Source organism: Williamsia sp. R60, assembly GCF_054063855.1.
In genome coordinates this window covers 1,328,329-1,353,920 of the sequence record NZ_JBSSGR010000002.1, presented here as the reverse complement: position 1 = coordinate 1,353,920, position 25,592 = coordinate 1,328,329, and the positions used below count along the sequence as shown (strand labels likewise).

The window sequence follows — 25,592 nt, the reverse complement described above, 5'->3', positions numbered from 1 at the left end:
ACGCCATCGAGGCTGTCGAGATCAACGCCGGCGCGTGGTACCTGCGGGCGTTGCGTGACGATGATCGGGTGTCGGATCGGCCGGCGCTGGCTCTGGCCGGTGTCACCGACCCCGATCACGTGCGCGCCTGCGAGCGCGGCTGGGACGAGGAAACCCGCTTCACCTGGGCCGTGTGTGAGCCGACCACCGGCGAGATGCTCGCCGAGGTCGCCATCGAGCCCCAGGGAACCGGTAACGCAGCCCGATTGACCGGCTTCGCCCGGGATGGCTACGACGAACCGCTGGCGGCAGCACGAATCGTGGTGCAGCGCTTTGGTGAAGGCGCACTGGGTTACACGTTCGACTGACCCGTTCCACGGAACCCGCAGAAACCGCAGAAAATTCGCGCCACCTCCTCACATTCGCGCCGGTTGCAACCGGCGCGGACGCGGGCAGGTGGCGCGAATTCGTGCGCAGTCCCCGCTTCAGACGTCTGGACGGTCGTGGTCCAGCCCGGTGCCGAGGTCGGTGCAGTCGACCTCGATGACGTCGGTGCGGGCAGCGAGATAAGGACCCGCCCCACGGTCCCCCGACAACGACTCCAGGACCCCATCGAGATGGTCTGCCCCGAGGTAGACCGGATGCCCGGCAGACCCAGCGAATCCGGCTCTGCCCAGTCGGCCGGGTCGGGGGCCGCACGCGCCCAGAAGTCGCCGCACCTGCTCGCCCGTCACGTCCGGGATGTCAACAACATGTAAAACCACTCCGACGAGATCGGGGACGTCGGCAGCTTCCAGAAGCGCCGTGCGCACCGACTCGCTCAAGCCCCTGCGCCAGTCCGGCACCTGTACGGCCCGCGCTCCCCCGGGCATCTCCGGGGCAGCGGCACCGATGGTGACGAGCACCTGTCCGCATCCGCCGTCGCCGAGCGCATCCACCCCGGCACGCAGCCAATCACCCTGATGCGCAAGTATTTTCGGCATCCCGTATCTAGTACCCGCGCCGGCGGCCAACAGAATCCCGACCACCGTTCCATGCTCTGGCATGCCGCCGGGGCCCGCCCTCGCACTTGATGGTGCTGCCCTGTCACCGGCGTCTCCGGTGGCCGTCTCGCCCGCCGTGCGCTCCAACGGTCGACCTCCTCCGGGCCTGACGGCCATGGATATATCGGTTCTGCTCGCCGAGCGGACGAGCAGACTTCGCGAGATCCTCATGGGAAGCGATGGCACCCCGCCGGATGGCGGTGCCCAAGAGACCCACATGACCATCTCACCAGAGGTACCACCGAATGAGCACCGACTCCGAGGCCGGATCATCCGACGCCACCCCGATCGTTTCGGCCCGATTCAACCGCTTTCAGGACGTGATGGGCTGAACAGGCACAGACTTCGACCATTGACGCGTGCAACAACCAGAGCGGGCGCTGCGATGAAGGCAGCAGCACCACGAGAAATCGGAGAGGACGGGACCTGACGTGCGACGAGTTGACTGGCAAGGACTCGAGAGTTTCAACGAGTTGCGCGAGCGCCAGGCGATCCACGCCCTCTACCAGTGCTGCACGTCGTGTATCTGGGCGATTCGGGTGGCGGCGGGCCGGCCGTTCCCGGACGAAGAAGCCCTCTACAACCGCTCGGATCTGATCCTGGCCGAGTTGTCCGAGGCAGACCTGGAAGAGGCGCTCGACGGGCACCCCCGGATCGGTGACCGGCCGACGAACTCGTCGTCAGCCCGCGAGCAGTCCGGGGTCGCCGGCGCGGACGATGCTGTTCTGGCCGAGCTCAAGCGGTTCAACGCCGAGTACGAGGAGAAGTTCGGCCATGTGTACCTGGTCTTCGCCGATGGGCGACCCGCCACGGAGCTGCTGGCAATTCTGCACGAACGCATGAACAATGATCCGGAAACCGAAAGGCGGGTCATGCGAATGGAATTGGCGAAGATCAATCGTCGGCGGCTGCGACTCATGTTGGAGCCGGCGATCAGATACGTCGACGAAGGAGAGGATGCCGCGTCGTGAGTGACCTCAGCGCCCACGTTCTCGATGCGGTCACGGGCAAGCCGGCCAGCGGACTCACGGTCATTCTCTACGATTCAGATGGCGCCGAACTCGCCTCCAGCACAACAGATTCTGATGGCCGTGTCGGATCGCTCGCCGGTCGCGGGCTCACCGAGGGCGTCTACCGGCTGCTCTTCGACACCGGCAAGTGGTTCGCCGACAACCACATCGAGGGTTTCTATCCGGAGGTGGCGATCACGTTCTCTGTCACCGATACCACCAGGCACCACCACGTACCCCTGTTGCTGAGTCCGTTTGCCTACTCGACGTACCGTGGCAGCTGACGACACAAAGGAGAAGACACAGAGCTCATGGGCATCATCCTGGGTGAGAACCAGTACGGGAAAGCCGAGAACCGGGTGGTACGGATCTATCGCGACACCCCCAGGCACGAGATCAAGGACATCAACGTCGGCAGCGCCCTTCGCGGCGACTTCGCCGCGGCCTACACCGACGGTGACCAGCGGAAGGTGCTGCCCACCGACACGCAGAAACAGACCGCTTATGCCTACGCCAAAGAAAAGGGCATCGAGTCGATCGAGAAGTACGCGCTCGAACTCGCCCGCCATTTCGTGGACGACTTCGAACCGGTGTCCGGGGCCAGGATCGAGGTCGAGGAGTACGCCTGGGAACGCGCCGTGGTCAACGGTGCCGAGCACGACCACACATGGGTCCGCAAGGGCCAGGAGACCCGGACCGCCGACATCACCGTGGAAGGCAAGGGCGATACCCAGCAGACGTGGGTGATCGGGGGCCTCAAAGACCTCGTGCTGCTGAAGTCGACCGGTTCGGAGTTCCATGACTTCCTCGAAGACGAATACACGATCCTCGAACCGACCACCGACCGGGTGATGGCCATATCGCTGGTGGCCAAATGGCGTTTCACCACGACCGATGTCGATTGGGAGGCGGTCTACCCGGCCATCAAACAGATCATCATCAACCGCTTCGCGACTGTTCAATCCCTTGCCTTGCAACAGACCCTCTATGAGATCGGCAAGACGATCCTGGAGACCTACGACGTGATCGCCGAGGTACGCCTGTCGGCTCCCAACAAGCATCACTTCATCTACGACCTGTCCCCGTTCGGCCTGGAGAACGACAAAGAGGTCTTCAATGCCGACGACCGTCCCTACGGTTTGATCCAGGGCACGGTGACCCGCGACGATGCGCCGGACGCAGGTCCGGCATGGAACCCGCAGATGGCGTGGCTGGGCTAGGACCTCAGTTGCGCGATCGCTTCGTCGAGACCCAGGACGTCTGCGTACTTCGCCTGCAGATCGAGCAGGTTGGCGTCGTGTAGGCGCTGTTCTCGATCGCCGCACGCGTCGGCGACCACCAGTGGCCGGAATCCGTGTTGGAGCGCGTCGGTCGCGCTCGCTCGAATGCACCCGCTGGTGCTGAGACCACAGATGTAGAGAGTGTCGATCCCTCGGGCCGTCAACGTGGCTGCCAACGACGTTCCGAAGAAGGCACTCGCATACTGTTTCGTGATCACGGTCTCGCCGGGCTCAGGACGCGGATCGGTAACGAAGTCCGCCAGCGGTGATCCCTCCTCGAAAACCCTGAGCGAAGGGATCTTCCGGGTGAACAGGCCGCCGTCGATCCCGCCGGGCTGGTAACTGACACGTGTGAAGATCACCGGGACCCCGACGTCTCGAGCCGCGGACACCAGGGTTCCGGCGCATGTTACCGCATTCTCCACCGGAGCCCTCAGGGGTGAGTCGTCGTCAAGGTAGGCCCTGGCGAGATCGATCGCCAGAACTGCAGCACTACGTCCCGGTCCCAGCGACCCACCGAATCCGGATGCGCGATAGTCCTCGAGGGTGTCCTTCACGCGCGCACGGCTTTTCGAACGTTCACCGGGGGCCTCGGTGCGGGCAGGCCCGTCTCTGCTTCGCACCGCTCGAGGATCTCAGGGATGGACGGACCCATGTCGAAGACGGGCAACTCACCGCGGTCGGCGCTGAGCCTTTGTCGCTTCGCCTCGGTCGCCGGGGCGTCGATCGCTCCTCTGTCGTCACACACCACGCCGTACGCCTCGGCCGCACCGTCGACGCTCACGAGCCCCCGGCGCACCTCCAACGCAACCAGTTCGGGATCGCGCGCGAGTGCGTCTCCCCAGCCGCCTCCGCCCCAGGTCACGAAGTGCAGAACATCCCCCCGTCCGACCTCTACGTCGTGGATCTTGCTGGGCAGTACCTCGGTCTCACCTGACGCCCTGATGAGCCACTTCCTGCCGCGCGCACCGGGTTTGCCGCCGTTGACACCCCACGGGTAGGTGAGCCAACGGTCGTCGTGGATCGCGATGGTCCCCGGCTCTTCGAAGTAGTACGCGACATCGACGCCGTTTCCCCCTCGGTGCAGCCCTGCACCACCGGTGTCGGCGATGGTCTCCCATCGTTCGATGCGCAGCGGGTAGTAGGACTCCAGGTACTCACAGGGGATGTTGACGAACGACGGCCACAGTGAATGACCATCTGGCCCATCCCCTACCGGGCGCCCGGGGATGCCTCCGAAGCCGATCGAGTAGAGCTGGAACCACTCTCCATCTCGAGGTCCGCCGTCGTAGTGACCCGAATACATGAAGTGCGGCGACGACGAGAACCCGGCTGCGTTGAGTATCTCTGGGTTGTTCTGGCCGAGCAGGCCGCCGAACAGATCAAACACCCGCCCGATGCCGTGGTTCCGCCCGTTGAGTGCTGCCGGGAACCTCGGCTTCCAGAAGGAGTCCTCGGGAATCGTCACGTCGATGAGCGGATAGAACCCGTCGTTCCAGAGGATCTGGGGATCGGCGATCGTGATCACGTAGATGCCGAAGAACATCCGGACGAGGTTCTCGTTGATGAAGTAGTTGATCGGCCCGACGGCCTGCGGCGCCTCCTCGGAGAAGTCGAGATGGATCTTCTCGCCATGCCGGGTCAACTTGATCGTCAGTTTGTAAGGCCCGTAGCCGCAACCGTCATCACAGATGTAGTCACTGAACTCGATTGTCTCGCCGTCGACGAACAGCGTTGCCAGGAGCACCTTCATCGCCTGGTAGTTCCGATCGAGCAGGGCGTCGAGCGCCGAGAGGTACACGTCCGCCCCGAACCGGTCACACAGCTCCACGATCCGCCGTGAGGCGGTAGTGCAGGCGGCTACCAGGCCGTTCAGATCAGCTCGGTTCCAGTCCGGCATCCGCACCTGGTTGAGGATGATGTCGAGCGCGGTCTCATTGAGTTCACCCTTGTCATAGAGCTTGAACGGCGGGATTATCACGCCTTCTTCGTAGATGGTGTGGGCGTCCGCCGGCATCGACGAGGGTGTGCTTCCACCGACATCGGACATGTGCCCGAACATGGACGACCAACCCACCACCCGGCCGCTGTGGAAGATGGGCAGGACGATGAGCCAGTCGTTGGCATGACTGATGGCGGCCCCACAGGCATACGGGTCCGAGGTCAGCAGGATGTCGCCCTCTCCCACCTTGCCGTCGAAGTTGTCGAGGAAGTCCGGTACCGACAGACCGAATTGTCCGACAACCATTTTTCCGGCTGGATCGGCGATGAGAGGGAACTCATCGTGTTGCTCTCGAATACCTGGCGACAGTGCGGTGCGGAACAGCACCTCGTCCATCTCGTACCGGGCATTACGCAAGGCGTTCTCGATGATGTCGAGGGTGACCGGGTCGACCGGCACCTTGTTCACGGGTGCGGTGGTGCTTTCGATGATGGTGGCCATCACATCTCCTGAAACTTGGGCGAGTTGAGGGTGGGATCGAATCCGACGAAGCCGGGCGAGGCGGTCACACGGGCCGTATGAGGAGGCTGGCGCTCGAGTGCACGGTTGCGGCGTGGCCGGCCAGCACCAAGGTGGTGGAGTCCATCTCGGTGATGACTGCCGGCCCGGGCACCACGTTGCCGGCGAGTAATTTGTCGCGGTCGTAGATCCCGGCGGAGACGTGACCACCGTCCATCCAGACCTCGGTCTCCTTGATCAATGCCGCCGATGGGTCGGACCCCCCGTCGGGCAACTCTTTCCACGCCACCTCAGGCCGGGGTCCGCTGACGGTCACCCTGAGGTTGATCACCTCACGCTCGTTCTTGAGCAGGAACGAGAAGAGCCGCTGGTGCTCGGCATCAAAAGCATCGCCCAGACTGGCGAGCACCTCGCCGCCCTCCAGTACCCCGGGGTCGAGGTCGACCGGGATCTCGAAACCCTGCCCGTGGTAGCGCAGATCCACCTGATACTTGGCCGTCTGCTCATCGACGGACACGCCTTCGGAGGCCAGTCGTTCGGCGGCCGACTCGGCGAGTTCGGCCAGAGCCGAACGTATTTCCTCGTCTGTTGTGGCGGAGAATGCACGAACCAGAGTGCGGGCACTCTCGTCGCGCACGCACGTGGTGGCATCGCCGTAGGCACACAGCACCCCGGGTGAGGGCGGCACGATGACAGGCCACGAACCGGTGAGCCGCCCCAGCGCGTTTGCGTGCAGCGGCCCGGCACCACCGAAGGACACGAGCGCGAAATCCCTTGGGTCGTAGCCTTGTTGCACACTCACCAGGCGCAGCGCGCCGAACATGTTCTCGTTGACGATGTCGACGATCCCTGCCGCCGCCGACTCGATGCTCTCGAGGCCCATGGCGTCGGCCACCGTTGCCACAGCCTGCCGCCCGGCCTCGACGTCGAGAGTCACCTCACCGCCGGCCAATTCGCCGGGCAGATATCCGAGAACCACGTTGGCATCGGTGACGGTGGGCTCGGTCCCACCGCCGCCGTACGACGCGGGCCCCGGATCGGCACCCGCCGATTGAGGCCCTACCCGCAGCGCCTTGGTGAGTTCGGGAACGTGGGCGATCGAACCACCACCGGCGCCGACCGTGCGCACATCGACACTGGTGGCTCGAACAGCGAGATCGCCGACCTTGGTCTCGCGTCCGATCCTGGGTTCACCGCCGAGAACGAGTGCGACATCGGTGGAGGTGCCGCCCATGTCAAAGGTGAGGAAGTCGGAGAATCCGGCCTGCTCTGCGAACCACACGGCACCGGTCACCCCGCCGGCAGGCCCCGACAACAGCAGTGACACAGGGTCTTCCGCCGCTTTCGCGGACTGCACGAGGCCACCGTCGCTGCGCAGTATCGACAACGGTGCTTCGACGCCGGTCTCGCGCAACGAAGTGTCGAGGTTCTTCACGTACCGGGAGACCTCCGGCTGCACGTAGCTGTTCGCCACGGTTGTCAGGGTTCTCTCGTATTCGCGCATCTCGGGCAGGACGTGGCTCGAGATGGAAACCGGGATACCCGGGAGTTCCTCTGCCGCCCAGACCGCCACACGCTGCTCATGATCATCGTTGGCGTACGAATTGATCAACGAGATGGTCAGCGCCTCGATGCCCTCCCCCTTCAGCGCAGCGAGCGCGGTGCGCGCCTGCGACTCGTCCAGTGGCGTCACCTCCGACCCGTCGGCTGCTATCCGGCCGACCACCTCGATCGTGTCCTCCAGTCGTGCCAGGGGCTCGGGCTTGGGCCAGATGATCCACCCCGCCAAGCCCCCTGGAACGAATGACCGGGCAATTTGCAACACCTGCCTAAAGCCGTCGGTGGTGACCAACCCGACCCTGGCCCCCTTGTTCTGCAGGATGGCATTGGTGGCGACCGTGGTGCCGTGAAGTACCTGTCCGACCTCCGAGAGTTCGATGCCTGCCTCGGCGCAGACCTTTCTCACGCCGTTGAGAACGCCGACAGACTGGTCGGCCGGCGTCGATGGCGTCTTCGCCCGCCACGTCGTTCCGGACGTTTCTTCGAGGAGGAGCACGTCGGTGAACGTGCCACCGACATCAACTCCGAGCCGGTATCGCATACGGTCTCCCAGTGTTTGAGGTTGTGAAGGTTGAAGTTGTGGGGCGGTGCCGGACGCCGACGGGACTGCCGACCGTCAGATCACGCCCCGGTCGGTGAACGCTGTCTGCTCTGCATCGCTCAGCCCCAACAGGTCGCCGTAGATGGCACGGTTGTGTTGGCCCAACGCGGGCCCAGGGTGGCGCACCCCGCCGGGCGTCTCGCTCAGCTTGGGAAAGACGCCGTGCATGGGGATTTCGCCGAAGTCGGGGTGGGCGAGTTTTACGATGGCGTCGCGCGCTGCAAAATGCGGATCGTTGAACATGTCGCTGGCGGTGTAGATCTTTCCTGCGGGGACCCCGGCCTCGTGGAGGAGGTCGAGGAGCTCTCCGGCTTCGTAGGATCTCGTCCAGTCGGCGATGAGGTCGTCGAGCTCGGCCATGTTCGCTCCGCGCGAAGCATGGTCCCGGTAGCGGGGATCGCCGATGAGTTCGGTTCGGTTCATCGCCGTGGCCAGCCGCCCGAAAACGCTGTCCTGGTTGGCCGCAACGAGGATCATGTCATCCGACTTCGTCGGGTAGACGTTGCTCGGCGCGATGTTCGGCAGAACCGAGCCGGTGCGTTCACGCTGGTATCCCCCGATTGCCCATTCGGGCAACAGAGATTCCATCATCGCCAGGACGGCCTCGTAGATCGCCGAGTCGACCAGTTGACCGCGGCCGGTCTTCTCCCTGTGGTGCAGTGCAGCCAGTACACCAACCGTGGCAAACACGGCAGCGAGTGAATCGCCCAGCGAGATCCCCGCCCGCGAAGGCACTGATCCCGGATCACCTGTGATGTAACGGATTCCGCCCATGGCCTCTCCGATCGACCCGAACCCTGCGCGGGCGGAATACGGGCCGGTCTGGCCGTAGCCACTGACCCGCGCCACGATGAGCCCCGGGTTGATCTCCTGTAGCTGGTCGACACCGAGACCCCACCGTTCCAGAGTCCCCGGCCGGAAGTTCTCGACCACCACGTCAGCTTTCGCGATGATCTGCCGAGCCAGATCCTGCCCCTCAGGGGTCCGCAGGTTGCAGGTCACGGATTTTTTTCCGCGGGCGACCACCGGCCACCACAACGACTTGCCGTGGGGCTTCTCCCGGCCCCACTGTCTCATGGGATCTCCCGATCCAGGTGACTCCAGTTTGATCACCTCCGCCCCGAAGTCGGCGAGAAGTTGCCCGCAGAACGGTCCTGCCAGCAGTTGGCCCATCTCGACCACCCGCAGGTCTGTCAACGGTCCGGCGCTTGCTGTTCCCTCGGTCACTTACGCGTCCCTCATTCCTTCGTCGCCGGTTTCACTCTCGACCTGCCCTGCCTGCACGTTCCCTGCCGTCAATGCCTGAAGGAGAACGGATTTGGCCGCCCGTACGTGCGCGCGCATCACCGAATCCGCCCACACCTCGTCTCCGCTGCGCAGCGCGGCCACGAGGTCGCGGTGATGGGCGCAGCTGCGAGCAAGGTCATCCGGCGCATATTGATGAAAGGTCCGCATCACGAGGGGTAGTTGAATGACCGCGTTGAGCATCGTCATCAACCGAGTGCTCGCGGCCGCCGAACGGACGATCGCATGGAACTCGTCATTGAGTTGTGCGACGAGATCGAGGTGGTGGCGGTCGGCAGCGTTCTCCATCAGGTCACACAGCTCGGCCATCCGGTCGATGTCCTTGCCTTCGATCCGGCTCGCTGCACGCGATGCAGCCATGGCTTCGAGAACCATTCGAAGGTCGTAGATCTCCTCGAGATCTTCTGCGCTCCACTCGTAGACACGAGCACCCCGGTGTGGCAGGACCTCGACGAGCCCCTCCATCTCCAGTTGCCGCAACGCTTCGCGCACGGGAGTTCGACTCGTGCTCGTCAGTTCGGCGATCTCGACCTCACCGAGCCGTGCTCCTGGCCCGTATCGACCGTCGATGATGGCCTCACGAATATGTGAGTACACCCGGTCCACTGCTCGCGTCACGCCAGTTCCTTTCGGCTTGATTGTTCACAATCTAGAGCTCCCGCCAGCTGATGTCTCGGTTTTCTTTGTAAACAGCCTGTTTCGGTTGCGGCGTTGCATACAATCTGGAGTGCAGGAAGGATGAGCCGATGGACACTGTGCAATTGGTGGAGGTCAGTCCGCGCGACGGACTGCAGAATGAGAAGACCGTGTTGTCGGTGGACGACAAGGTCGAACTGATCAACCGCAGCGTGGCGGCGGGAGTCCGGCGGATCGAAGCCGTCAGTTTCGCCAATCCGAAACGCGTCCCCCAGATGGCCGGCGCCGAGCAGGTGATGGCGCAGCTACCCCGCGGTATCGGTGTCTCCTACATCGGCCTGGTGCTCAATCGTCGCGGCCTGGATCGGGCTTTGGCCGCGGGAGTCGACGAGATCAACGCCGTGGTCGTCGCGACCGATGAGTTCAGCATGCGGAATCAGGGCTGCACTGTCGCAGAGGGCATTTCGGCATGGCAACACATTGCCGAGGACGCCCGGGCCGCCGGAATCTCCACCACGGTCACGATTGCTGCGTCGTTCGGATGCCCGTTCAGCGGTGAGGTCGATCCCGCGTGGGTCATCGAGGTGGCACAGCGTGTGGCGGCCGCAGGCCCCGACGAGATCGCGTTCGCGGACACGATCGGGGTGGGTGTCCCCTCCCAGGTGCGCGCGCTCGCAGCCGGTGCGCAAGGCGCCGCTCCGGGCATTCCGGTGCGTTGGCACTTCCACAACACCCGTAACACCGGCTACGCCAACGCGCTTGCCGCACTGGAAACCGGTGCGGCAGCACTGGACGCGAGCATCGGTGGATTCGGAGGCTGCCCTTTCGCCCCGGCGGCCACGGGCAACATCGCATCCGAGGACCTCGTCTACGCGCTCGACCGCTCAGGCGTTCATACCGGCATCGACCTCGAATCGCTCGCCTCTACAGCGACCTGGCTCGGTGCCCGATTGTCCAAAGACGTTCCCGCACAGCTCGGCCGGGCAGGCAACTTCCCGCCCAGCTGACACTGCGGGCGGCCGTCTGGTCGATCGAGGACTACTCCAGTTCCACCAGCAGGTCTCCGCCTTCGACTTGGGCGACTGTGCTGATGGCGATGCGTTTGATGGTGCCGCCGGTGGGGGTGGTGATGGCGGCTTCCATCTTCATGGCCTCGATCGAGCCGATGGTGGCGCCGGGTTCGATCTGTTGACCGGCTTCGACGACGGTGGTGACCACCCCGGCAAAGGGTGCGGCGATGTGTTTGGGATTGCCGGACACTGCTTTTTCGGCGACGAGGACATCAACCTTGAGGGAACGGTCACGGACCTGGACCGGCCGGAGTTGGCCGTTGAGGATGCACATCACCGTGCGCATGCCTCGTTCGTCGGCCTCGCTGATCGCTTCCAGACCGATGAGCAGCTCGACACCGGGTTCAAGTTCCACCCGATGCTCATCGCCGTACCGCAGTCCGTAGAAGAACTGGTTCGCCGAGAGACTAGAGGTGTCGCCGTAAGCGGTCTGGTGCTCTTCGTAATCCTTGGTCGGGCCCGGAAACAACAACCGGTTCAACGTCTGTCGCCGGGTGGCGCTGTCGCCGTCGAGGGCCGCCTCGTCCTCGGCGGACAGGTCGGTGACCGGTTTGGCCGGGGCCCGCCCGGCCAACGCCCGAGTCCGTAATGGTTCGGGCCACCCGCCGGCAGGTTCACCGAGCTCACCGCGCAAAAATCCGATCACCGAATCCGGAATGTCATACGACGCGGGGTCCTGCGCGAAATCATCGGCACTGACCCCGGTCCCCACCAACGCCAACGCCAAATCCCCCACCACCTTCGACGACGGAGTCACCTTGATCAACCGCCCCAGCATCCGGTCCGCGGCGGCATAAGCATGTTCAACCTGTTCGAACCGATCCCCCAACCCCAACCCGATGGCCTGCTGACGCAGATTCGACAACTGACCACCAGGAATCTCGTGGGTATACACCCGGCCCGTCGGGGCCGGGAGCCCGGACTCGAACGGCGCGTACACCTTCCGAAGAGCCTCCCAATACGGCTCGAGCTCACACACCGCGGCCAGATCGAGGCCAGTGTCGTACTCGGTATGCGCGGTCGCGGCGACGATCGCCGAGAGCGCGGGCTGACTGGTGGTCCCGGCCATCGCCGCACTCGCACCGTCGACCGCGTCCGCGCCGGCCTGCCACGCCGCCAGATACGTCGCGAGCTGCCCACCCGGGGTGTCATGGGTGTGCACATGCACCGGCAGATCAAACCTCGAGCGCAGTGCACCGACCAGGGTCGCGGCGGCCTGCGGGCGTAGCAGTCCGGCCATGTCCTTGATCGCCAAGATGTGCGCCCCGGCCTCCACCAACTGCTCAGCCAAACGCAGGTAGTAGTCCAGCGTGTACAGGTTCTCGGCCGGATTCGACAGATCCCCGGTATACGACAGGGCGACCTCGGCGATCGTGGTGCCGGTCTCGCGGACCGCGTCGATCGCCGGCCGCATCTGATCCACGTTGTTCAACGCGTCGAAAATCCGGAAGATGTCGATCCCCGTCGCGGCGGCCTCGGCCACAAACGAACGGGTCACCTTCTGCGGATACGGGGTGTACCCGACCGTGTTCGCCCCCCGCAGGAGCATTTGCAGGTTGATGTTGGGCATCGCTTCACGTAGCTGCGCCAATCGGTCCCACGGATCTTCCTTCAAGAACCGCAACGCCACGTCATAAGTCGCGCCGCCCCAACACTCGACCGACAACAACTGCGGAGTCATCGCCGCCACATACGGGGCCACCGCCACCAAACCGGTCGTACGAATCCGGGTCGCCAACAACGACTGATGCGCATCACGGAACGTCGTATCAGTGACACCCAAAGCCTTTGCCGCCCGCAAATCGGCAGCGAACCCCTCTGGGCCCAACGAGAGGAGACGCTGGCGCGACCCGTCGGCGGGGGCACTCACATCGATGTCGGGGAGTTTGTCGCGCGGATAGACCGTCGCCGGCCGTTCGCCGTGCGGCTTGTTCACCGTCACATCCGCCAGATAGTTCAGAATCCGGGTGCCGCGGTCGGCCGAGACCCGCGAGGTCAACAACTGCGGGCGTTCCTCGATGAACGAGGTCGTCACGTTCCCGGCCCGAAAATCGGGATCGTCCAACACTGCTTGCAGGAACGGCACATTCGTGGCCACACCACGAATCCGGAACTCGGCCAACGCCCGCCGCGACCGCGCCACCGCGGTCTCGAAATCACGGCCCCGGCACGTCAGCTTGACCAGCATCGAATCAAAGTGCGCACTGACCTCCGCACCCAACGTCGCCCCACCATCCAGACGCACCCCCGCCCCACCCGGGGTGCGGTACGCGGTGATCCGACCCGTGTCCGGGCGGAAGCCGTTGGTCGGATCCTCGGTGGTGATCCGGCACTGCATCGCCGCGCCGCGGATCGTCACCGCATCTTGCGACAACCCCAACTCGGCCAACGTCTCACCCGCGGCGATCCGCAACTGGGACTGCACCAAATCCACATCGGTGATCTCTTCAGTGACCGTGTGCTCAACCTGAATCCGTGGATTCATCTCGATGAACACATGGTTGCCGTCACGGTCGACCAAAAACTCCACCGTGCCCGCACACGAGTACCCGATCTTTTTCGCGAACGCGACCGCATCCGCGCAGATCTTCTCCCGCAACCCCGGCGGCATGTTCGGTGCCGGCGCCAGCTCGATCACCTTCTGATGGCGACGCTGCACACTGCAATCCCGCTCGAACAAATGCATCACATTGCCGTGCTGATCAGCCAGGATCTGCACCTCGATATGACGCGGGGCGATCACCGCCTGCTCCAAAAACACCGACGCATCACCAAACGCCGAATTCGCTTCGCGGGCAGCAGCTTCGATCGCCTCCCGCAAACCGTCGATGGTCTCCACCCGGCGCATTCCCCGGCCGCCGCCACCAGCAACCGCCTTGACGAACACCGGGAACCGCATCGACTCGGCCGCCGCCATCAACTCATCAACATCCACCGATGCCTCGCTCGAGGCCAACACCGGCAGACCCGCCTCCCGAGCCGCCGCGATCGCACGCGACTTGTTGCCGGTCAGCTCGAGGATGTCCGAACTGGGCCCCACGAACGTGATCCCCGCGTCCGCACACGCCGCCGCCAGATCCGGATTCTCCGACAAGAACCCGTACCCCGGATAAATCGCGTCAGCACCCGCACGCCGCGCCGCCGCGATGACCTCCTCCACCGACAAGTACGCCCGCACCGGATGCCCCGGCTCACCGATCTGATACGCCTCGTCAGCCTTCAAACGGTGAATCGAATTGCGATCCTCGAACGGGAACACCGCCACCGTCCCCGCACCCAACTCATACGCAGCACGAAAAGCACGAATCGCGATCTCGCCCCGGTTGGCCACCAACACCTTGCGAAACATCAACGCACCTCCACATCGCCCACGAAACCATCACTCCACCATGACGACCCGACACCAGGTGCGGATTGTCGCGAATTGCGACCGGGATGGAGCTTCACGAATCCTAGGGGCGGCCGAAACCTCACAGCGCCGGACATGGCATCTGTGCGTAAGACGAAACCCGGTATGCACCTGCAGGGGTGGTCGGAGGCCGAACTCGCCGTTCACTTCCTGGCAGGTTCGTCCTCGAGCGACGAGTCGGTGTCATAGAAGCCACCGGGGCGGTTCTCGTACTTGTTGACCGCCCACGTCACCGCCCACAACACGACGCCGAGCAGCAGCATCACACCGGCGATCTTGTACTGGATCATCTGCGCGTCGGTCCTCGCCCATGGGCCGGCGAGGAACAGACAGAGCACCGCGCCGAGCACTGGGATCCACACCGGGGCCCGGAAGAACGCCTTCACATCACCTCGCTTGAGAACAAGGCACGCGATGTTGACCACAGCGAAGACGCACAGCAGCAGCAGGCCGGTTGTGCCCGACAGCGCGCCCACGACCGAGTTCTCCGACAACTGATTCACCACGATGATCAACACGAACGAGAGCAGCGTGGTGAAGATGATCGCGGTCCACGGCGAGCGGCGACCCGGCAGCACCTTGCCGAGCCCGCGAGGCAGCACTCGCTGGTTGGCCATGCCGTAGATCAACCGGCTCGCCATCAGCATGTTGATCAGCGCGGTGTTGGCGACCGCGAACACCGTCAGATACGGGAAGATCTCCTCGATGGGGACGGACGGCGCGCCCAGCTTCACCACCGACAGCAGGATGCCCTCGTCGGAGTTCTCCGGCTCGAAGTCCAGCGGGAGTACCGCGATCACCGCGACCACCACGAGGACGTAGATGAGGCAGGCGATCCCGAGACCGGACAGCATCACCTTCGGGAAGATCTTCTCGGGGTTCTTCGTCTCCTCGACCATGTTGACCGAGTCCTCGAACCCGACCATGGCGAAGAAGGCGATGGTGGTCGCGACCGTGACCGCCAGGAACCAGCCCTTGTCGTTGGCGTCTTCGAACACCACCAGGTTGCTGATGTCACCGTCTCCGGTACCCCGGCCGGCCGCGACGAAGCCGATCACGATGACGATGATCAGTGCGGTCATCTCGACCAGGGTGAGGATCACGTTGAACTTCACCGATTCACCCACGCCGCGCAGGTTGATCAGGGCCAGGACGATCATGAAGGCCAGAGCGACCACCAGCTGGGCGGTGGTCCCGGTCGGCACGTCGAACCAGCCGAGTCCGTTGGCATCACTGAATGATTCGTTCAGCCCGGCCAGGAGGTTGGCGGCCACCACATTCGACGATGTGGATGCGCTGGTGATGCCCGAGCACACCACCGCGAACGCGACCAAGAAGGTCAGGAAGTGGATACCGAATGCCTTCTGCGTGTACAGGGCGGCGCCGGCACACTGCGGGAACTTGGTGACCAACTCGAGGTAGGAGAAAGCCGTCAGCGTCGCCACCGCGAAGGCGAGGATGAACGGCAGCCAGGCCATACCGCCCACGTTGTCGATCATGCTGCCGGTCACCGCGTAGACCCCGGCACCGAGGATGTCGCCGACGATGAACAGCAAGAGCAGTTTGGGGCCCATCACCCGTTTGAGTTCGGTCGGCTCGCTCTTTTCCGGAGCGGGATCAACAGTCGTAGCCGTCATCGTCAACCATCCGTTCGCCGGGAATTGATTTCACTCAGCCTCTACCCCATTCGTCCGGCCCGCAAGTGGTACCGCCCAGCTCGAATGTCATTTTTCCGTAACGCTTTCGCCGTAGCGTGGCGAGCATGACCACCGTCGTCGAGAACGCCTACGTCATCACCATGGACGCCGGCCGCCGTGAGATCGCCTCCGGGTCCGTCGTATTCGACGGCAATCGGATCACGGATGTCGTCGACGGCAGGGTCGATCCTGCGGTGGCACACGGAGCCGAGATCGTCGACGGACGCGGCTGCATCCTCACCCCGGGCCTGGTCAACACCCATCACCACCTCTATCAGTGGCTGACTCGCGGCCTCGCCGCTGATCACACCCTGTTCGAGTGGCTCACCACGCTGTATCCCGTGTGGGCGGGCATCGACGAGAACGCCGTGAACGTGGCCGCAACCGGCGCGCTCGGTTGGCTGGCCCTCTCGGGGTGCACCACCAGCACCGACCACCACTATGTCTTCCCGAAAGAGGGTGGCGACATGTTGGCGGCCGAGATCATCGCTGCGCAGACCGTCGGCCTGCGTTTTCACCCCACGCGCGGCTCGATGGACCTGAGCGAGAAGGACGGTGGGCTGCCCCCGGACAGCGTGGTCGAGACCATCGACCAGATCATGTCCGCCAGCGCAGATGCGATCGACCGCTGGCACGACCCGGGTCCCGATGCGATGGTGAAGATCGCTCTTGCACCGTGTTCACCGTTCTCGGTGACTGCCGACCTGCTTCGTGCCTCTGCCGAACTCGCCAGAGAGAGGCGAGTACGTCTGCACACACATCTGGCCGAGACGGAGGACGAGTCCGCCTATACCGCAGACCGTTTCGGATGCACACCGATCGAATACATGGAAACGGTCGGCTGGCTGGGCACTGATGTCTGGTTTGCCCACGGGGTCCACTTCGACGACCACGCGATCACGACCTTGGCCACATCCGGGAGTTCGGTGGCTCACTGCCCGTCGTCAAACGGCCGCCTCGGTGCCGGAACCGCCCGCGCCCGTGACCTTTTGGCGGCGGGCGTCCCGCTCGGCTTGGGTGTGGACGGCGCGGCCTCGAACGAATCCAGCCGCATTCTGGAAGAAGCGCATCAGGCGGTGTTGATGGCGCGTGCCACCGGCGGACCGACGGCGCTCACCACTCGACAAGCACTCGAGATGGCCACGCTGGGCGGCGCGCGTGCACTGGGTTGCCAGGACAGTATCGGCTCCATCGAAGCCGGCAAACTCGCCGACATGGTGTTGTGGCGACGGGACGGCCTGGGGCACGCCGGTATCGCAGACCCTGTCGCCGCCCTCGTTCTCGGTGCGGTTCCCCCGGTGGAACGTCTGTGGGTGAACGGGAAGACCGTCGTCCGGGCGGGAGAACTGACCACCATCGATGTCGAGGCAACCGCCGCCGAGGTGGCTGCGGCGCACGACGTCCTGATCGCGAAGGCCGGCTGATGGACCTGCATTCGGTCGATTCCGTTGTGGTGCCGCGGAACCGTACAGATCTGGCCGGTCTGTCCGGCGCCGACGGCCTGATGGCCGGCGGCACCTGGCTGATGAGTGAACCGCAGATGCACCTGAACCGGCTGATCGACCTGCGGGGACTTCGGTGGCCCGACCTCACGATCGCCGAGGACGGCCTCGACATCGGCGCCACCTGCACCATCGAAACGTTGCAGTCCACCGCCTACCCCGGTGACTGGGTGGCCACCGCGGTGTTCGGTCAGGCCGCGCAGGCGTTGCTGGCCTCGTACAAGATCTGGAAGAGCGCCACTGTCGGCGGCAACATCTGTCTCGGGTTCCCGGTGGGTTCGATGATCTCGATGTTGTCGGCGCTGGACGCCGAGTTGTTGATCTGGAAGGCGGACGGGTCCGACGTCCGATGCACGGTCCCCCACTTCGTCACCGGCAACTCCACCACGGTCCTCGACGAAGGAGATGTGTTGCGCTCGGTGCGAATTCCCGCCTCCAGCCTCCGCCAGCCGACCGTTCTGCGGAAGGTGGCCCTGTCCCCCCTCGGCCGGTCCGGAGCCGTGGTCGTCGGGCGCCGGACACCGGATGGCGTCGTGATCTCGGTGACGGCGGCGACCGATCGCCCGTATGTGGTGTTCACCGACTCCTTGGACCCCCAGGCCGTGGCAGCGCAGGTCGATTCCGCGGTCCCGGCCGGCGCCTATTACTCGGATGCCCACGGGGCGGCCGATTGGCGCCACCAGGTCACCGGAGTGCTCACCCGGGACGTCGTCGCGCACTTGGCCGGACTGTGAGGAGCGGGCTGTGAAGATCAATGGTGAAGACGTGGCCGCCACGCCCGCGGCCGGGCAGTGTCTACGGACGTTTCTGCGCGACCAAGGAGAGTTCGGGGTCAAGAAGGGTTGCGACGCAGGCGATTGCGGTGCCTGCTCGGTACTGATCGACGGCGAGCCGCACCATTCGTGTCTCATTCCGGCGTTCCGAGTGATGGACTCCGAGATCACCACGGTCACCGGTCTCGGTACGCCGGAGAATCTGCATCCTGTGCAACAGCGGTTCGTCGACGCCGCCGGCTTTCAGTGCGGTTTCTGCACCGCCGGAATGATCGTCACCGCAAGCACTTTCAACAAAGATCAGCGAGACGACCTGCCGAACAGCCTCAAGGGCAACCTGTGCCGGTGCACCGGATACCGCGCGATCCGCGACGCCATCGACGGCGTGGTCGGCACGGAGAAGGTGTCGCCGGGAGATTCCGGTCCATCGATCGGCCGCTCGGTGTCGGCTCCGGCCGCACCACGCATCGTCACCGGGACCGAGCCGTACACGATGGATGGATTGCCCGACGACGTCGGCCACATCTCGGTGCTCGGGAGTCCACATGCGCACGCCCGGATCCTGTCCGTCGATGCCTCGGCGGCCGAGCAGATGCCCGGAGTACGAACAGTTCTGACGTACCGCGACGATCCGGGGGTGCCGTTCTCGACCGCGCGCCACGACCACCGCTACGACGACCCCGACGACGGATACGTCTTCGACACCACGGTGCGATTCATCGGGCAGCGGGTGGCTGCAGTGGTCGCCGACTCGATCACCATCGCCCGTCGCGCCGCCGAACTCATCGTGGTCGAGTACGACGTGCTGCCCGCCAACTTCGATCCGGCGCTGGCCACCGATCCCGCGACACCGACAGTGCACGGCGAGAAGGGGCCCGATTCCCGGATTGCGGACCCGGCCCGCAATCTCGTCGCCTCCGTCGACGGCACGGTTGGCGACATCGAGGCCGGTCTCGCGCAGGCTCGTGACAACGGGGGCGCTGTGGTCTCGGGAACCTGGCAGACGGCACGCGTCCAGCACGCCCACCTCGAAACCCATGGCGCAGTCGCCTGGCGAGATGATGACGGCCGGGTGGTGGTGCGGTCCAGCACACAGGTCCCCTTTCTGGTGCGGGCCGAGCTGTGTCACATCTTCGGATTCAGCGGCGACAACGTCCGTGTGTACGCCGCTCGGGTGGGTGGCGGTTTCGGGGGAAAGCAAGAACTGCTCACCGAAGACGTGGTGGTGCTCGCGCTCATGAAGACCGGGCGCCCCGCGGTATACGAGTTCACGCGCACCGAGGAGTTCACCCGGGCCCCGTGCCGCCATCCGATGCGTGTGGGGGTGACGGCGGCAGCGGGCGCCGACGGAATCCTCACCGCGCTCTCGGTGTCGGTGCTGTCCGACGCCGGCGCCTATGGAAACCACAGCAGCGGGGTGATGTTCCACGCCTGCAACGAGACCATGGTGCTCTACCGCTGCCCCAACAAGCACGTCGACGCACAAGCTGTGTACACCAACAACATTCCGTCGGGCGCTTTCCGCGGCTACGGTCTGGGCCAGGTCGCGTTCGGCATCGAGGGCGCCATCGACGAACTCGCGGCACAGCTGGGCATCGACCCGTTCGAGATGCGCCGTCGTAACGTGGTCGTCCCCGGAGACGAGTTCGTCGCCTGGGAGGTCGAAGAGGGCGACCTCGAGTTCGGAAGCTACGGACTCGACCAGTGCATAGATCTGGCCGAGCGAGCGCTGATCGCCGGGCGTGCCGACCCGGTCCGGGCGGGCGAAGACCTGGCAGGCCGGCCCGGGTGGCACATCGGCGAAGGCATGGGGACGGCGATGATCGCCACCATTCCGCCGCGTGGACATTTTGCCGATGTCTCGGTCACGCTGACCGATGACGGCACGTACATCGCCGCGGTCGGCACCGCAGAGTTCGGAAACGGAACCACCACCGTTCACAGCCAGATCGCGTCGTCGGCGCTCGGGTGTTCACCGGGCCAGATAGTGATCAGGCAGGCCGACACCGATGAGGTCGGCTACGACACCGGAGCCTTCGGATCAGCCGGTACGGTGGTCGCCGGCAAGGCACTCGGCCTCGCGTGCGCTCAGCTGCGCGGCGAGATCCTCGCCATTGCAGCGCGAGCACTCGACGCCGATCTCGCCGAGTGCACCCTCGGACCGCAAGGCGTGCAGGCGGGCGCGGAGTTCATCGACCTCGCCGGGATCGTCACCGTCCACGGAGGACCACTGCACGCCACGAGCACTCAGAACGGCACCCCGCGCTCGATCGCCTTCAACGTCCATGCGTTTCGTGTCGCGGTCAATTCCGCCACTGGCGAGGTGCGCATCCTGCAGTCGGTGCAGTCCGCGGACGCCGGAGTGGTGCTCAACCCGCAGCAGTGCCGGGGACAGGTCGAAGGCGGTGCGGCACAGGCGATCGGCAGCGCCCTCTACGAGGAGATGATCCTTGACGAGGGCCAGGTGCTCACCCAGGTGTTGCGCAATTATCACATCCCCCAACTCGCCGATGTGCCGGAGACCGAGGTGTACTTCGCCGACACCTACGATTCGATCGGCCCTCTCGGCGCCAAGTCGATGAGCGAGGCGCCCTACAACCCGGTGGCCCCCGCACTCGAGAGTGCGATTCGCGACGCGGTGGGCGTCCGGGTGTACGAACTGCCGATGAACCCGTCACGGGTGTGGCGGGCCATCAGCAATGGTCAGCCACACCAACCCGGGTCATGACCGCCGAGCGGGCCCTAACCGCCGCCGACCGGGCCCTAACCGCCGTCGAGCGGGCTCCGCTCTAGATGGCGAGCCGGGTCGCCGGACCTGTCTCCATCCGGCCGGAGACGATCTGGAGTCCGTGGTGGGTCCCGGGTTTCAGCCACTGCGACAACGTCGGGCCCTCCGAGAGCACGGTGACCCGGGCATAGCGCGCCTTGCCGGTGAGCTTCGACCCGGCCAGCAGCAGCGCACCGTCCACCGGCTGGGCGAATCCGAGACCGCCCTTGATCGGGAATGCCGGGCCACGGCCCTCGGATTGTGTCTGGACGGTCCAGTCCGGGCCTCCGGCACCAGAACCCGCGAGTACGTCGCCTGTGAACTCGGCCAGGACCTTCGGCAGACTCCAGTGCTCACGCCCGCCATGGACCGAGGCCGCGGAATCGACGGCGATGAACGGCACCGACATTCGCGGCAGCGCACCGAGGCCGCTGCCGGGTCGTCGCAGTACCGGGCTCGCCAGGATCTCCCGGTACGGGCCCACGGGCGAGTCGAGATAGTCGACGACCATGCCGATGGTGATCGGGAGGACAGAGCCCTTCGGGCCGATGGCCCTGGCTTGCTCTGTGCTCCGATGCCACCACAGGGTGGCGCGCACTGCGGCCGGCCACGGCGGCGGCGAACTGATCGGCACGTCTCCTGGCTCGATCGCCGACTCGGCAACACTCCACATCAGCATGCCCCTTTCGCGGACTCCGGCATCGTGACGAACAGGGGCAGGCGCAGAGCTCCGGGCGCACTCTCGGGGACCACCGGCGATCGTGGCGCCGTGGCAGCAACGCGTCGGTACGGCTCACCCAGGCCCGGGCGCTTGTCCTGCTCACCCTTGTTGGGCCACATCGCGATCGCTCGTTCGGCCTGCGCGGTGATCGTCAACGACGGATTGACACCGAGGTTCGCGCTCACCGCCGAGCCATCCACCACATGCAGACCCGGATGACCGTAGATGCGATGGTAGGGATCGACGACACCGTGGTCGGCGTCGGCGCCGATCACACAGCCGCCGAGGAAGTGCGCGGTCATCGGGATGTTGACCACTTCGGCGATGGAACCACCCGGGTCTCCGTCGATCTTGTCGGCAAGCAATCTGATGGCTTTGTGGCCCTGGGGTATCCACGACGGCGGCGGATCACCCGCTCCGCGTCGGCTGGTCAGCTGCCGACCGAAAATCGTACGCTTGGAGCCCAATTCGAGCGAGTTGTCGTCGGTCTGCATCACCAGCGCGATCACCGTCTTCTCTGACCAGTGCCGTACGGACAGACTGCGGATGAACGCTGCCGGGTGCCGCAATGCCACCCCGATGGTCTTGAACACTCGTGGGACCGGTCCGCCGCCATCGGACAGCACGGTCTGGAGCAAGCCGATGGCGTTGCTGCCCTTGCCGTATCGCACCGGCTCGATGTGGGTGTGGTCGTCGGGGTGGAACGACGACGTGATGGCGATGCCCTGTGTGTAGTCGACTTTTCGGTCACGAGCTGTCGCGGCCAGCACTGCTTCGCTGTTGGTGCGGACCACCGACCCGAGCTGGTCGGACAGCTCCGGCAGCTCGCCGGTCTCCTTCATGGCCAACAACAACTTCTGTGTGCCGTATGTGCCGGCAGCGAAGATCACCTGACCGGCGGAGATCGATGTGTCCTTGCGCCGGAGTTTGGCACCGGTGCGGCGGGTGACGACTTCGTACCCGTCGGCGGACGGCCGCACTGCCCGCACCGTGGTGAGAGGCAACACGGTGACCCCGGCGTTCTCGGCGAGGTGCAGGTAATTCTTGACCAGTGTGTTCTTGGCGCCCACGCGGCAGCCGGTCATACAAGAACCGCACTCGGTGCACGCTGTGCGTTCGGGCCCGACCCCGCCGAAGAACGGGTCGGACTCCCGCTCGGTGCCGTTGCCGAAGAACACGCCGACCGGCGTGGTGGTGAACGTGTCCCCGACGCCCATGTCGTCGGCCACCTCGCGCATCACCTTGTCCGCCGCCGTCACCAGCGGGTTGTCCACCACCCCGAGCATGCGACGGGCCTGGTCGTAGTACGGATTGAGCTCGTCCTGCCAGTCGGTGATGTGTCCCCACTGCGGGTCTTCGAAGAAGCGTTTCGGTGGTTGATAGAGCGTGTTGGCATAGTTGAGCGACCCGCCGCCCACTCCCGCGCCGGCCATCACCAATACGTCGGGCAGGAGGTGGATGCGTTGCAGCCCATAGCATCCCAGCCACGGCGCCCAGAGGTACTTGCGAAGTCGCCAGCTCGTCTTGGGCAGCTGGTCGTCGGTGAATCTGCGGCCGGCCTCGAGAACGGCCACCTTGTAGCCCTTTTCGGCCAGCCGTAGCGCGGCAACCGATCCGCCGAAACCTGATCCGACCACCACCACGTCATAGTCGTTCATGCCGGCTCACTTTCGCGTGGTCGAGGCGCGCGCACCGTGCCGCGGCCGAGGTCGTAGTCACTCAGATCAGCCGAGCGCAACGCTTGTCGGAACTCCCACGTGAACGTCGGCCACATCACCGAGTTCCGACCGTTCTTGTCGAAATACCAGCTCGAACAGCCGCCCGAGTTCCACACTGTGCCCTCGAGTTGCTCGTCGATCCCCTGGTTGTATTCGGCCTGCTTGCGCTTGTTGACGTTCACCGAAGCGATGTTGCGAGAACGCATCTGGGTGATCGCCGAGCTGATGTACGCGGCCTGCGACTCCAGCATGAAGACGATGGAACTGTGACCGAGGTTGGTGTTCGGCCCATACATGAGGAACAGGTTCGGGAAGCCGTGAACGGTGGTGCCGCGATACGCATTCGGGCTGCCGTTCCAGGTGTCGGCAAGCGTGCGCCCATCTTCGCCGTAGAGCACGCTGGCCACCGGCGGCTCGGTGGCGGTGAACCCGGTGCCGAACACGATGGCGTCGACCTCGTGTTCGCGGCCGGCACCGTCGACAACGCCGTTGGCGGTCACCGCCGCCATGCCGGTGTCCACGAGGGTGACGTTCTCGCGCGCAAGCGTGGACAACCATGTGTTGCTGAGCAACATTCGCTTGCAACCGATGGTGAACTTCGGCGTCAGTTTCTTACGCAGCCCCGGATCCTTGACCTGCTTGCGCAATTGGCTCATGGCCAAGAGCTTGAACAGCGGCAGCAGGAACGTGAACTTCGCCAGGGCGACGACGTAGGCCTCGCGGTAGAAGTAGAGACTGTTGCGTGCGAATCGCTGGGTGAACGGCGCCAGGCGATACAGCGTGCGTTCGAGCTTGCCGATCTGTCGGTCGAGCCGCGGGATGATCCAGGCGGGCGTCCGCTGAAAGACCGTCACATGCGCTGCAGGCCCGGCCAATTCAGGTACGAACTGAATTGCCGAGGCCCCGGTCCCGACAACGGCGATGCGCTTACCCGCCGGATCGAAGTCGTGGTTCCAGGTGGCACTGTGGAACATCGTCCCGGTGAACTCGCCGATGCCGGGGACGTCGGGAAAGCTGGGGTTGGACAGCGTACCGGTGGCGGCGATCAGGACCTGCGCCTCGATCGGTCCACGCGAGGTCGACACCGACCAGCGCGCCTTGTCTGCGTCCCACCGCGCGCCGAGCAGTTCACACTCGAAGACGGTGCGATCGCGCAGGCCGCGCTGGTCCGCGACCGATCGCAGGTACGCGAAGATCTCCGGTTGGCGAGCGTAGTTGTGCGTCCACTCCGGGCTCTGGGCGAACGAGAACGAATACAGATTGCTCGGCACGTCGCACGCGGCGCCCGGGTACGTGTTGTCTCGCCACGTCCCGCCGACATCGCTTGCGCGCTCGATGATCAGGACGTCGGCCGAGGGGGTGTCGGCGAGAATCTTGTGTGCGGCAGCCAGGCCGGCGAAGCCGGTGCCGACGATCAACGTGTGCACGGACGCCGGAAGATCGTGCTGTTCGATCGGATCTGAACTCAGCGCGGTCATGTGGTGGTCACCATTGCCTCCCATATCGGTATCAACCGCTTGCGGAGCTCGCGGTCGGACTTCTCGTTGCGGAACAGTGCCGAGACCGCCAGTCCACGGGCGAGTTCGACACTGATCTCGATGGCCTCAGGCGACATCCGGTCACCGAAGATTGCGGCTCCACCGGTGTGGATGGCCTCGTTGACCCGCGCCTCGAGCGGCAGCACAGCTGCATGCAGCGCAGGATCGGTCCGGGCCGCGATCCACAACTCGAGGGCGGCGTAGAAAAGCGGACCCGAGAAGGCGTCGAGGAATACCTCGACCCCGGGAACCTCGCCACTCGCATGAGCTCCGAGCAACTCATCCAGCCGCTGTTCCACCAGGTGCTCGACCGCCGCGACGACCAACGACTCCTTGGTCGGGAAATGGTGCAACTGGGCGCCGCGGGACACCCCCGCGCGTCGAGAGATCTCCTGCGTGCTGGTCCCGGAATAACCGTTGTCGATCAGGCACGAGATGGCAGCGTCGAGCAGTCGCGCCCGCATCTGCGCAGTGCGCTCGGCCTGGGTTCGACTCTGCGACGGAGCCTGGCCGGCCTCCTCC

The 25,592-nt window shown here is 64.9% G+C and carries 20 protein-coding genes; 8 read left to right on the top strand and 12 right to left on the bottom strand.

Translation table 11 applies throughout. From position 1 onward, the window contains the following. The first annotated feature begins 5 nt into the window (after window positions 1-5). Window positions 6-347: a hypothetical protein gene (locus tag ACVWY6_RS13175; RefSeq protein WP_031333148.1), complete on the top strand. Its 342-nt coding sequence runs from the start codon at window positions 6-8 to the stop codon at window positions 345-347. A 117-nt stretch (window positions 348-464) separates the two neighbouring features. On the opposite strand, the gene ACVWY6_RS13170 is transcribed toward ACVWY6_RS13175, so the two are convergent. Next, window positions 465-1,025, bottom strand: a complete 561-nt coding sequence (locus ACVWY6_RS13170; RefSeq protein WP_317713757.1) for a nucleotidyltransferase family protein — start codon at window positions 1,023-1,025, stop codon at window positions 465-467. Between the two features lie 428 nt (window positions 1,026-1,453). On the opposite strand from ACVWY6_RS13170, the gene uraD reads away from it, so the two are divergent. The 3 genes from uraD to pucL are packed head-to-tail and all read left to right on the top strand — an operon-like array spanning window position 1,454 to window position 3,252. Beyond that, a complete protein-coding gene (uraD, locus tag ACVWY6_RS13165; RefSeq protein WP_457538483.1) occupies window positions 1,454-1,993 on the top strand; it encodes a 2-oxo-4-hydroxy-4-carboxy-5-ureidoimidazoline decarboxylase in 540 nt (179 codons plus the stop codon). Next, entirely contained in the window at window positions 1,990-2,316 is a 327-nt protein-coding gene (gene uraH / locus ACVWY6_RS13160) for a hydroxyisourate hydrolase (protein ID WP_457538481.1), read from the top strand. Before uraD ends, uraH begins: the two co-directional genes overlap by 4 nt. A 27-nt stretch (window positions 2,317-2,343) precedes the next feature. Then, window positions 2,344-3,252, top strand: a complete 909-nt coding sequence (gene pucL / locus ACVWY6_RS13155) for a factor-independent urate hydroxylase (protein WP_457538479.1) — start codon at window positions 2,344-2,346, stop codon at window positions 3,250-3,252. Here the strand turns inward: pucL and ACVWY6_RS13150 are convergent. The 5 genes from ACVWY6_RS13150 to ACVWY6_RS13130 form a co-directional block, all read right to left on the bottom strand. Continuing rightward, the gene (locus ACVWY6_RS13150) at window positions 3,249-3,869 is read right to left on the bottom strand and encodes an isochorismatase family protein (RefSeq protein WP_457538477.1); all 621 of its coding nucleotides are present in this window, start codon (window positions 3,867-3,869) and stop codon (window positions 3,249-3,251) included. The genes pucL and ACVWY6_RS13150 overlap by 4 nt on opposite strands. Beyond that, on the bottom strand, window positions 3,866-5,755 hold the full coding sequence (locus tag ACVWY6_RS13145; RefSeq protein WP_457538476.1) for a hydantoinase B/oxoprolinase family protein: 1,890 nt from the start codon (window positions 5,753-5,755) through the stop codon (window positions 3,866-3,868). The genes ACVWY6_RS13150 and ACVWY6_RS13145 overlap by 4 nt, the downstream gene beginning before the upstream one ends. Before the next feature lie 64 nt (window positions 5,756-5,819). Beyond that, entirely contained in the window at window positions 5,820-7,874 is a 2,055-nt protein-coding gene (locus ACVWY6_RS13140) for a hydantoinase/oxoprolinase family protein (RefSeq protein WP_457538474.1), read from the bottom strand. Between the two features lie 75 nt (window positions 7,875-7,949). Beyond that, on the bottom strand, window positions 7,950-9,161 hold the full coding sequence (locus ACVWY6_RS13135; RefSeq protein WP_400726443.1) for a CaiB/BaiF CoA transferase family protein: 1,212 nt from the start codon (window positions 9,159-9,161) through the stop codon (window positions 7,950-7,952). After that, complete coding sequence (locus ACVWY6_RS13130) at window positions 9,162-9,857, bottom strand: GntR family transcriptional regulator (RefSeq protein ID WP_457538472.1); 696 nt, start codon at window positions 9,855-9,857, stop codon at window positions 9,162-9,164. 128 nt (window positions 9,858-9,985) lie between these two features. Here ACVWY6_RS13130 and ACVWY6_RS13125 point away from each other — a divergent pair, with 128 nt between their 5' ends. Beyond that, window positions 9,986-10,882: a hydroxymethylglutaryl-CoA lyase gene (locus ACVWY6_RS13125; protein ID WP_457538470.1), complete on the top strand. Its 897-nt coding sequence runs from the start codon at window positions 9,986-9,988 to the stop codon at window positions 10,880-10,882. A 31-nt stretch (window positions 10,883-10,913) separates the two neighbouring features. Here the strand turns inward: ACVWY6_RS13125 and ACVWY6_RS13120 are convergent, their stop codons facing one another. Continuing rightward, on the bottom strand, window positions 10,914-14,294 hold the full coding sequence (locus tag ACVWY6_RS13120) for a pyruvate carboxylase (protein WP_457538469.1): 3,381 nt from the start codon (window positions 14,292-14,294) through the stop codon (window positions 10,914-10,916). 203 nt (window positions 14,295-14,497) lie between these two features. Then, window positions 14,498-15,991, bottom strand: a complete 1,494-nt coding sequence (locus ACVWY6_RS13115) for an APC family permease (protein WP_023961625.1) — start codon at window positions 15,989-15,991, stop codon at window positions 14,498-14,500. A 125-nt stretch (window positions 15,992-16,116) separates the two neighbouring features. Here ACVWY6_RS13115 and ACVWY6_RS13110 point away from each other — a divergent pair, with 125 nt between their 5' ends. Genes ACVWY6_RS13110 through ACVWY6_RS13100 form a run of 3 tightly spaced genes read left to right on the top strand, consistent with a single transcriptional unit; the run spans window position 16,117 to window position 21,054 of the window. Further along, window positions 16,117-17,475: an 8-oxoguanine deaminase gene (locus ACVWY6_RS13110; RefSeq protein WP_457538467.1), complete on the top strand. Its 1,359-nt coding sequence runs from the start codon at window positions 16,117-16,119 to the stop codon at window positions 17,473-17,475. Next, entirely contained in the window at window positions 17,475-18,287 is an 813-nt protein-coding gene (locus ACVWY6_RS13105; RefSeq protein ID WP_457538465.1) for an FAD binding domain-containing protein, read from the top strand. Before ACVWY6_RS13110 ends, ACVWY6_RS13105 begins: the two co-directional genes overlap by 1 nt. A 10-nt stretch (window positions 18,288-18,297) precedes the next feature. After that, on the top strand, window positions 18,298-21,054 hold the full coding sequence (locus ACVWY6_RS13100) for a molybdopterin-dependent oxidoreductase (protein WP_457538463.1): 2,757 nt from the start codon (window positions 18,298-18,300) through the stop codon (window positions 21,052-21,054). A 61-nt stretch (window positions 21,055-21,115) separates the two neighbouring features. Here the strand turns inward: ACVWY6_RS13100 and ACVWY6_RS13095 are convergent, their stop codons facing one another. From ACVWY6_RS13095 to ACVWY6_RS13080, 4 genes are read right to left on the bottom strand one after another with little or no spacing between them, the layout of a single operon-like run. Beyond that, the gene (locus tag ACVWY6_RS13095; RefSeq protein ID WP_457538461.1) at window positions 21,116-21,766 is read right to left on the bottom strand and encodes a hypothetical protein; all 651 of its coding nucleotides are present in this window, start codon (window positions 21,764-21,766) and stop codon (window positions 21,116-21,118) included. Continuing rightward, window positions 21,766-23,472, bottom strand: coding sequence for an FAD-dependent oxidoreductase (locus tag ACVWY6_RS13090; protein WP_457538459.1), 1,707 nt, complete (start codon window positions 23,470-23,472; stop codon window positions 21,766-21,768). Before ACVWY6_RS13090 ends, ACVWY6_RS13095 begins: the two co-directional genes overlap by 1 nt. Next, complete coding sequence (locus tag ACVWY6_RS13085; protein WP_457538457.1) at window positions 23,469-25,010, bottom strand: flavin-containing monooxygenase; 1,542 nt, start codon at window positions 25,008-25,010, stop codon at window positions 23,469-23,471. Before ACVWY6_RS13085 ends, ACVWY6_RS13090 begins: the two co-directional genes overlap by 4 nt. Next, window positions 25,007-25,534, bottom strand: a complete 528-nt coding sequence (locus ACVWY6_RS13080; protein WP_099382124.1) for a TetR/AcrR family transcriptional regulator — start codon at window positions 25,532-25,534, stop codon at window positions 25,007-25,009. Before ACVWY6_RS13080 ends, ACVWY6_RS13085 begins: the two co-directional genes overlap by 4 nt. Window positions 25,535-25,592: the final 58 nt, after the last annotated feature.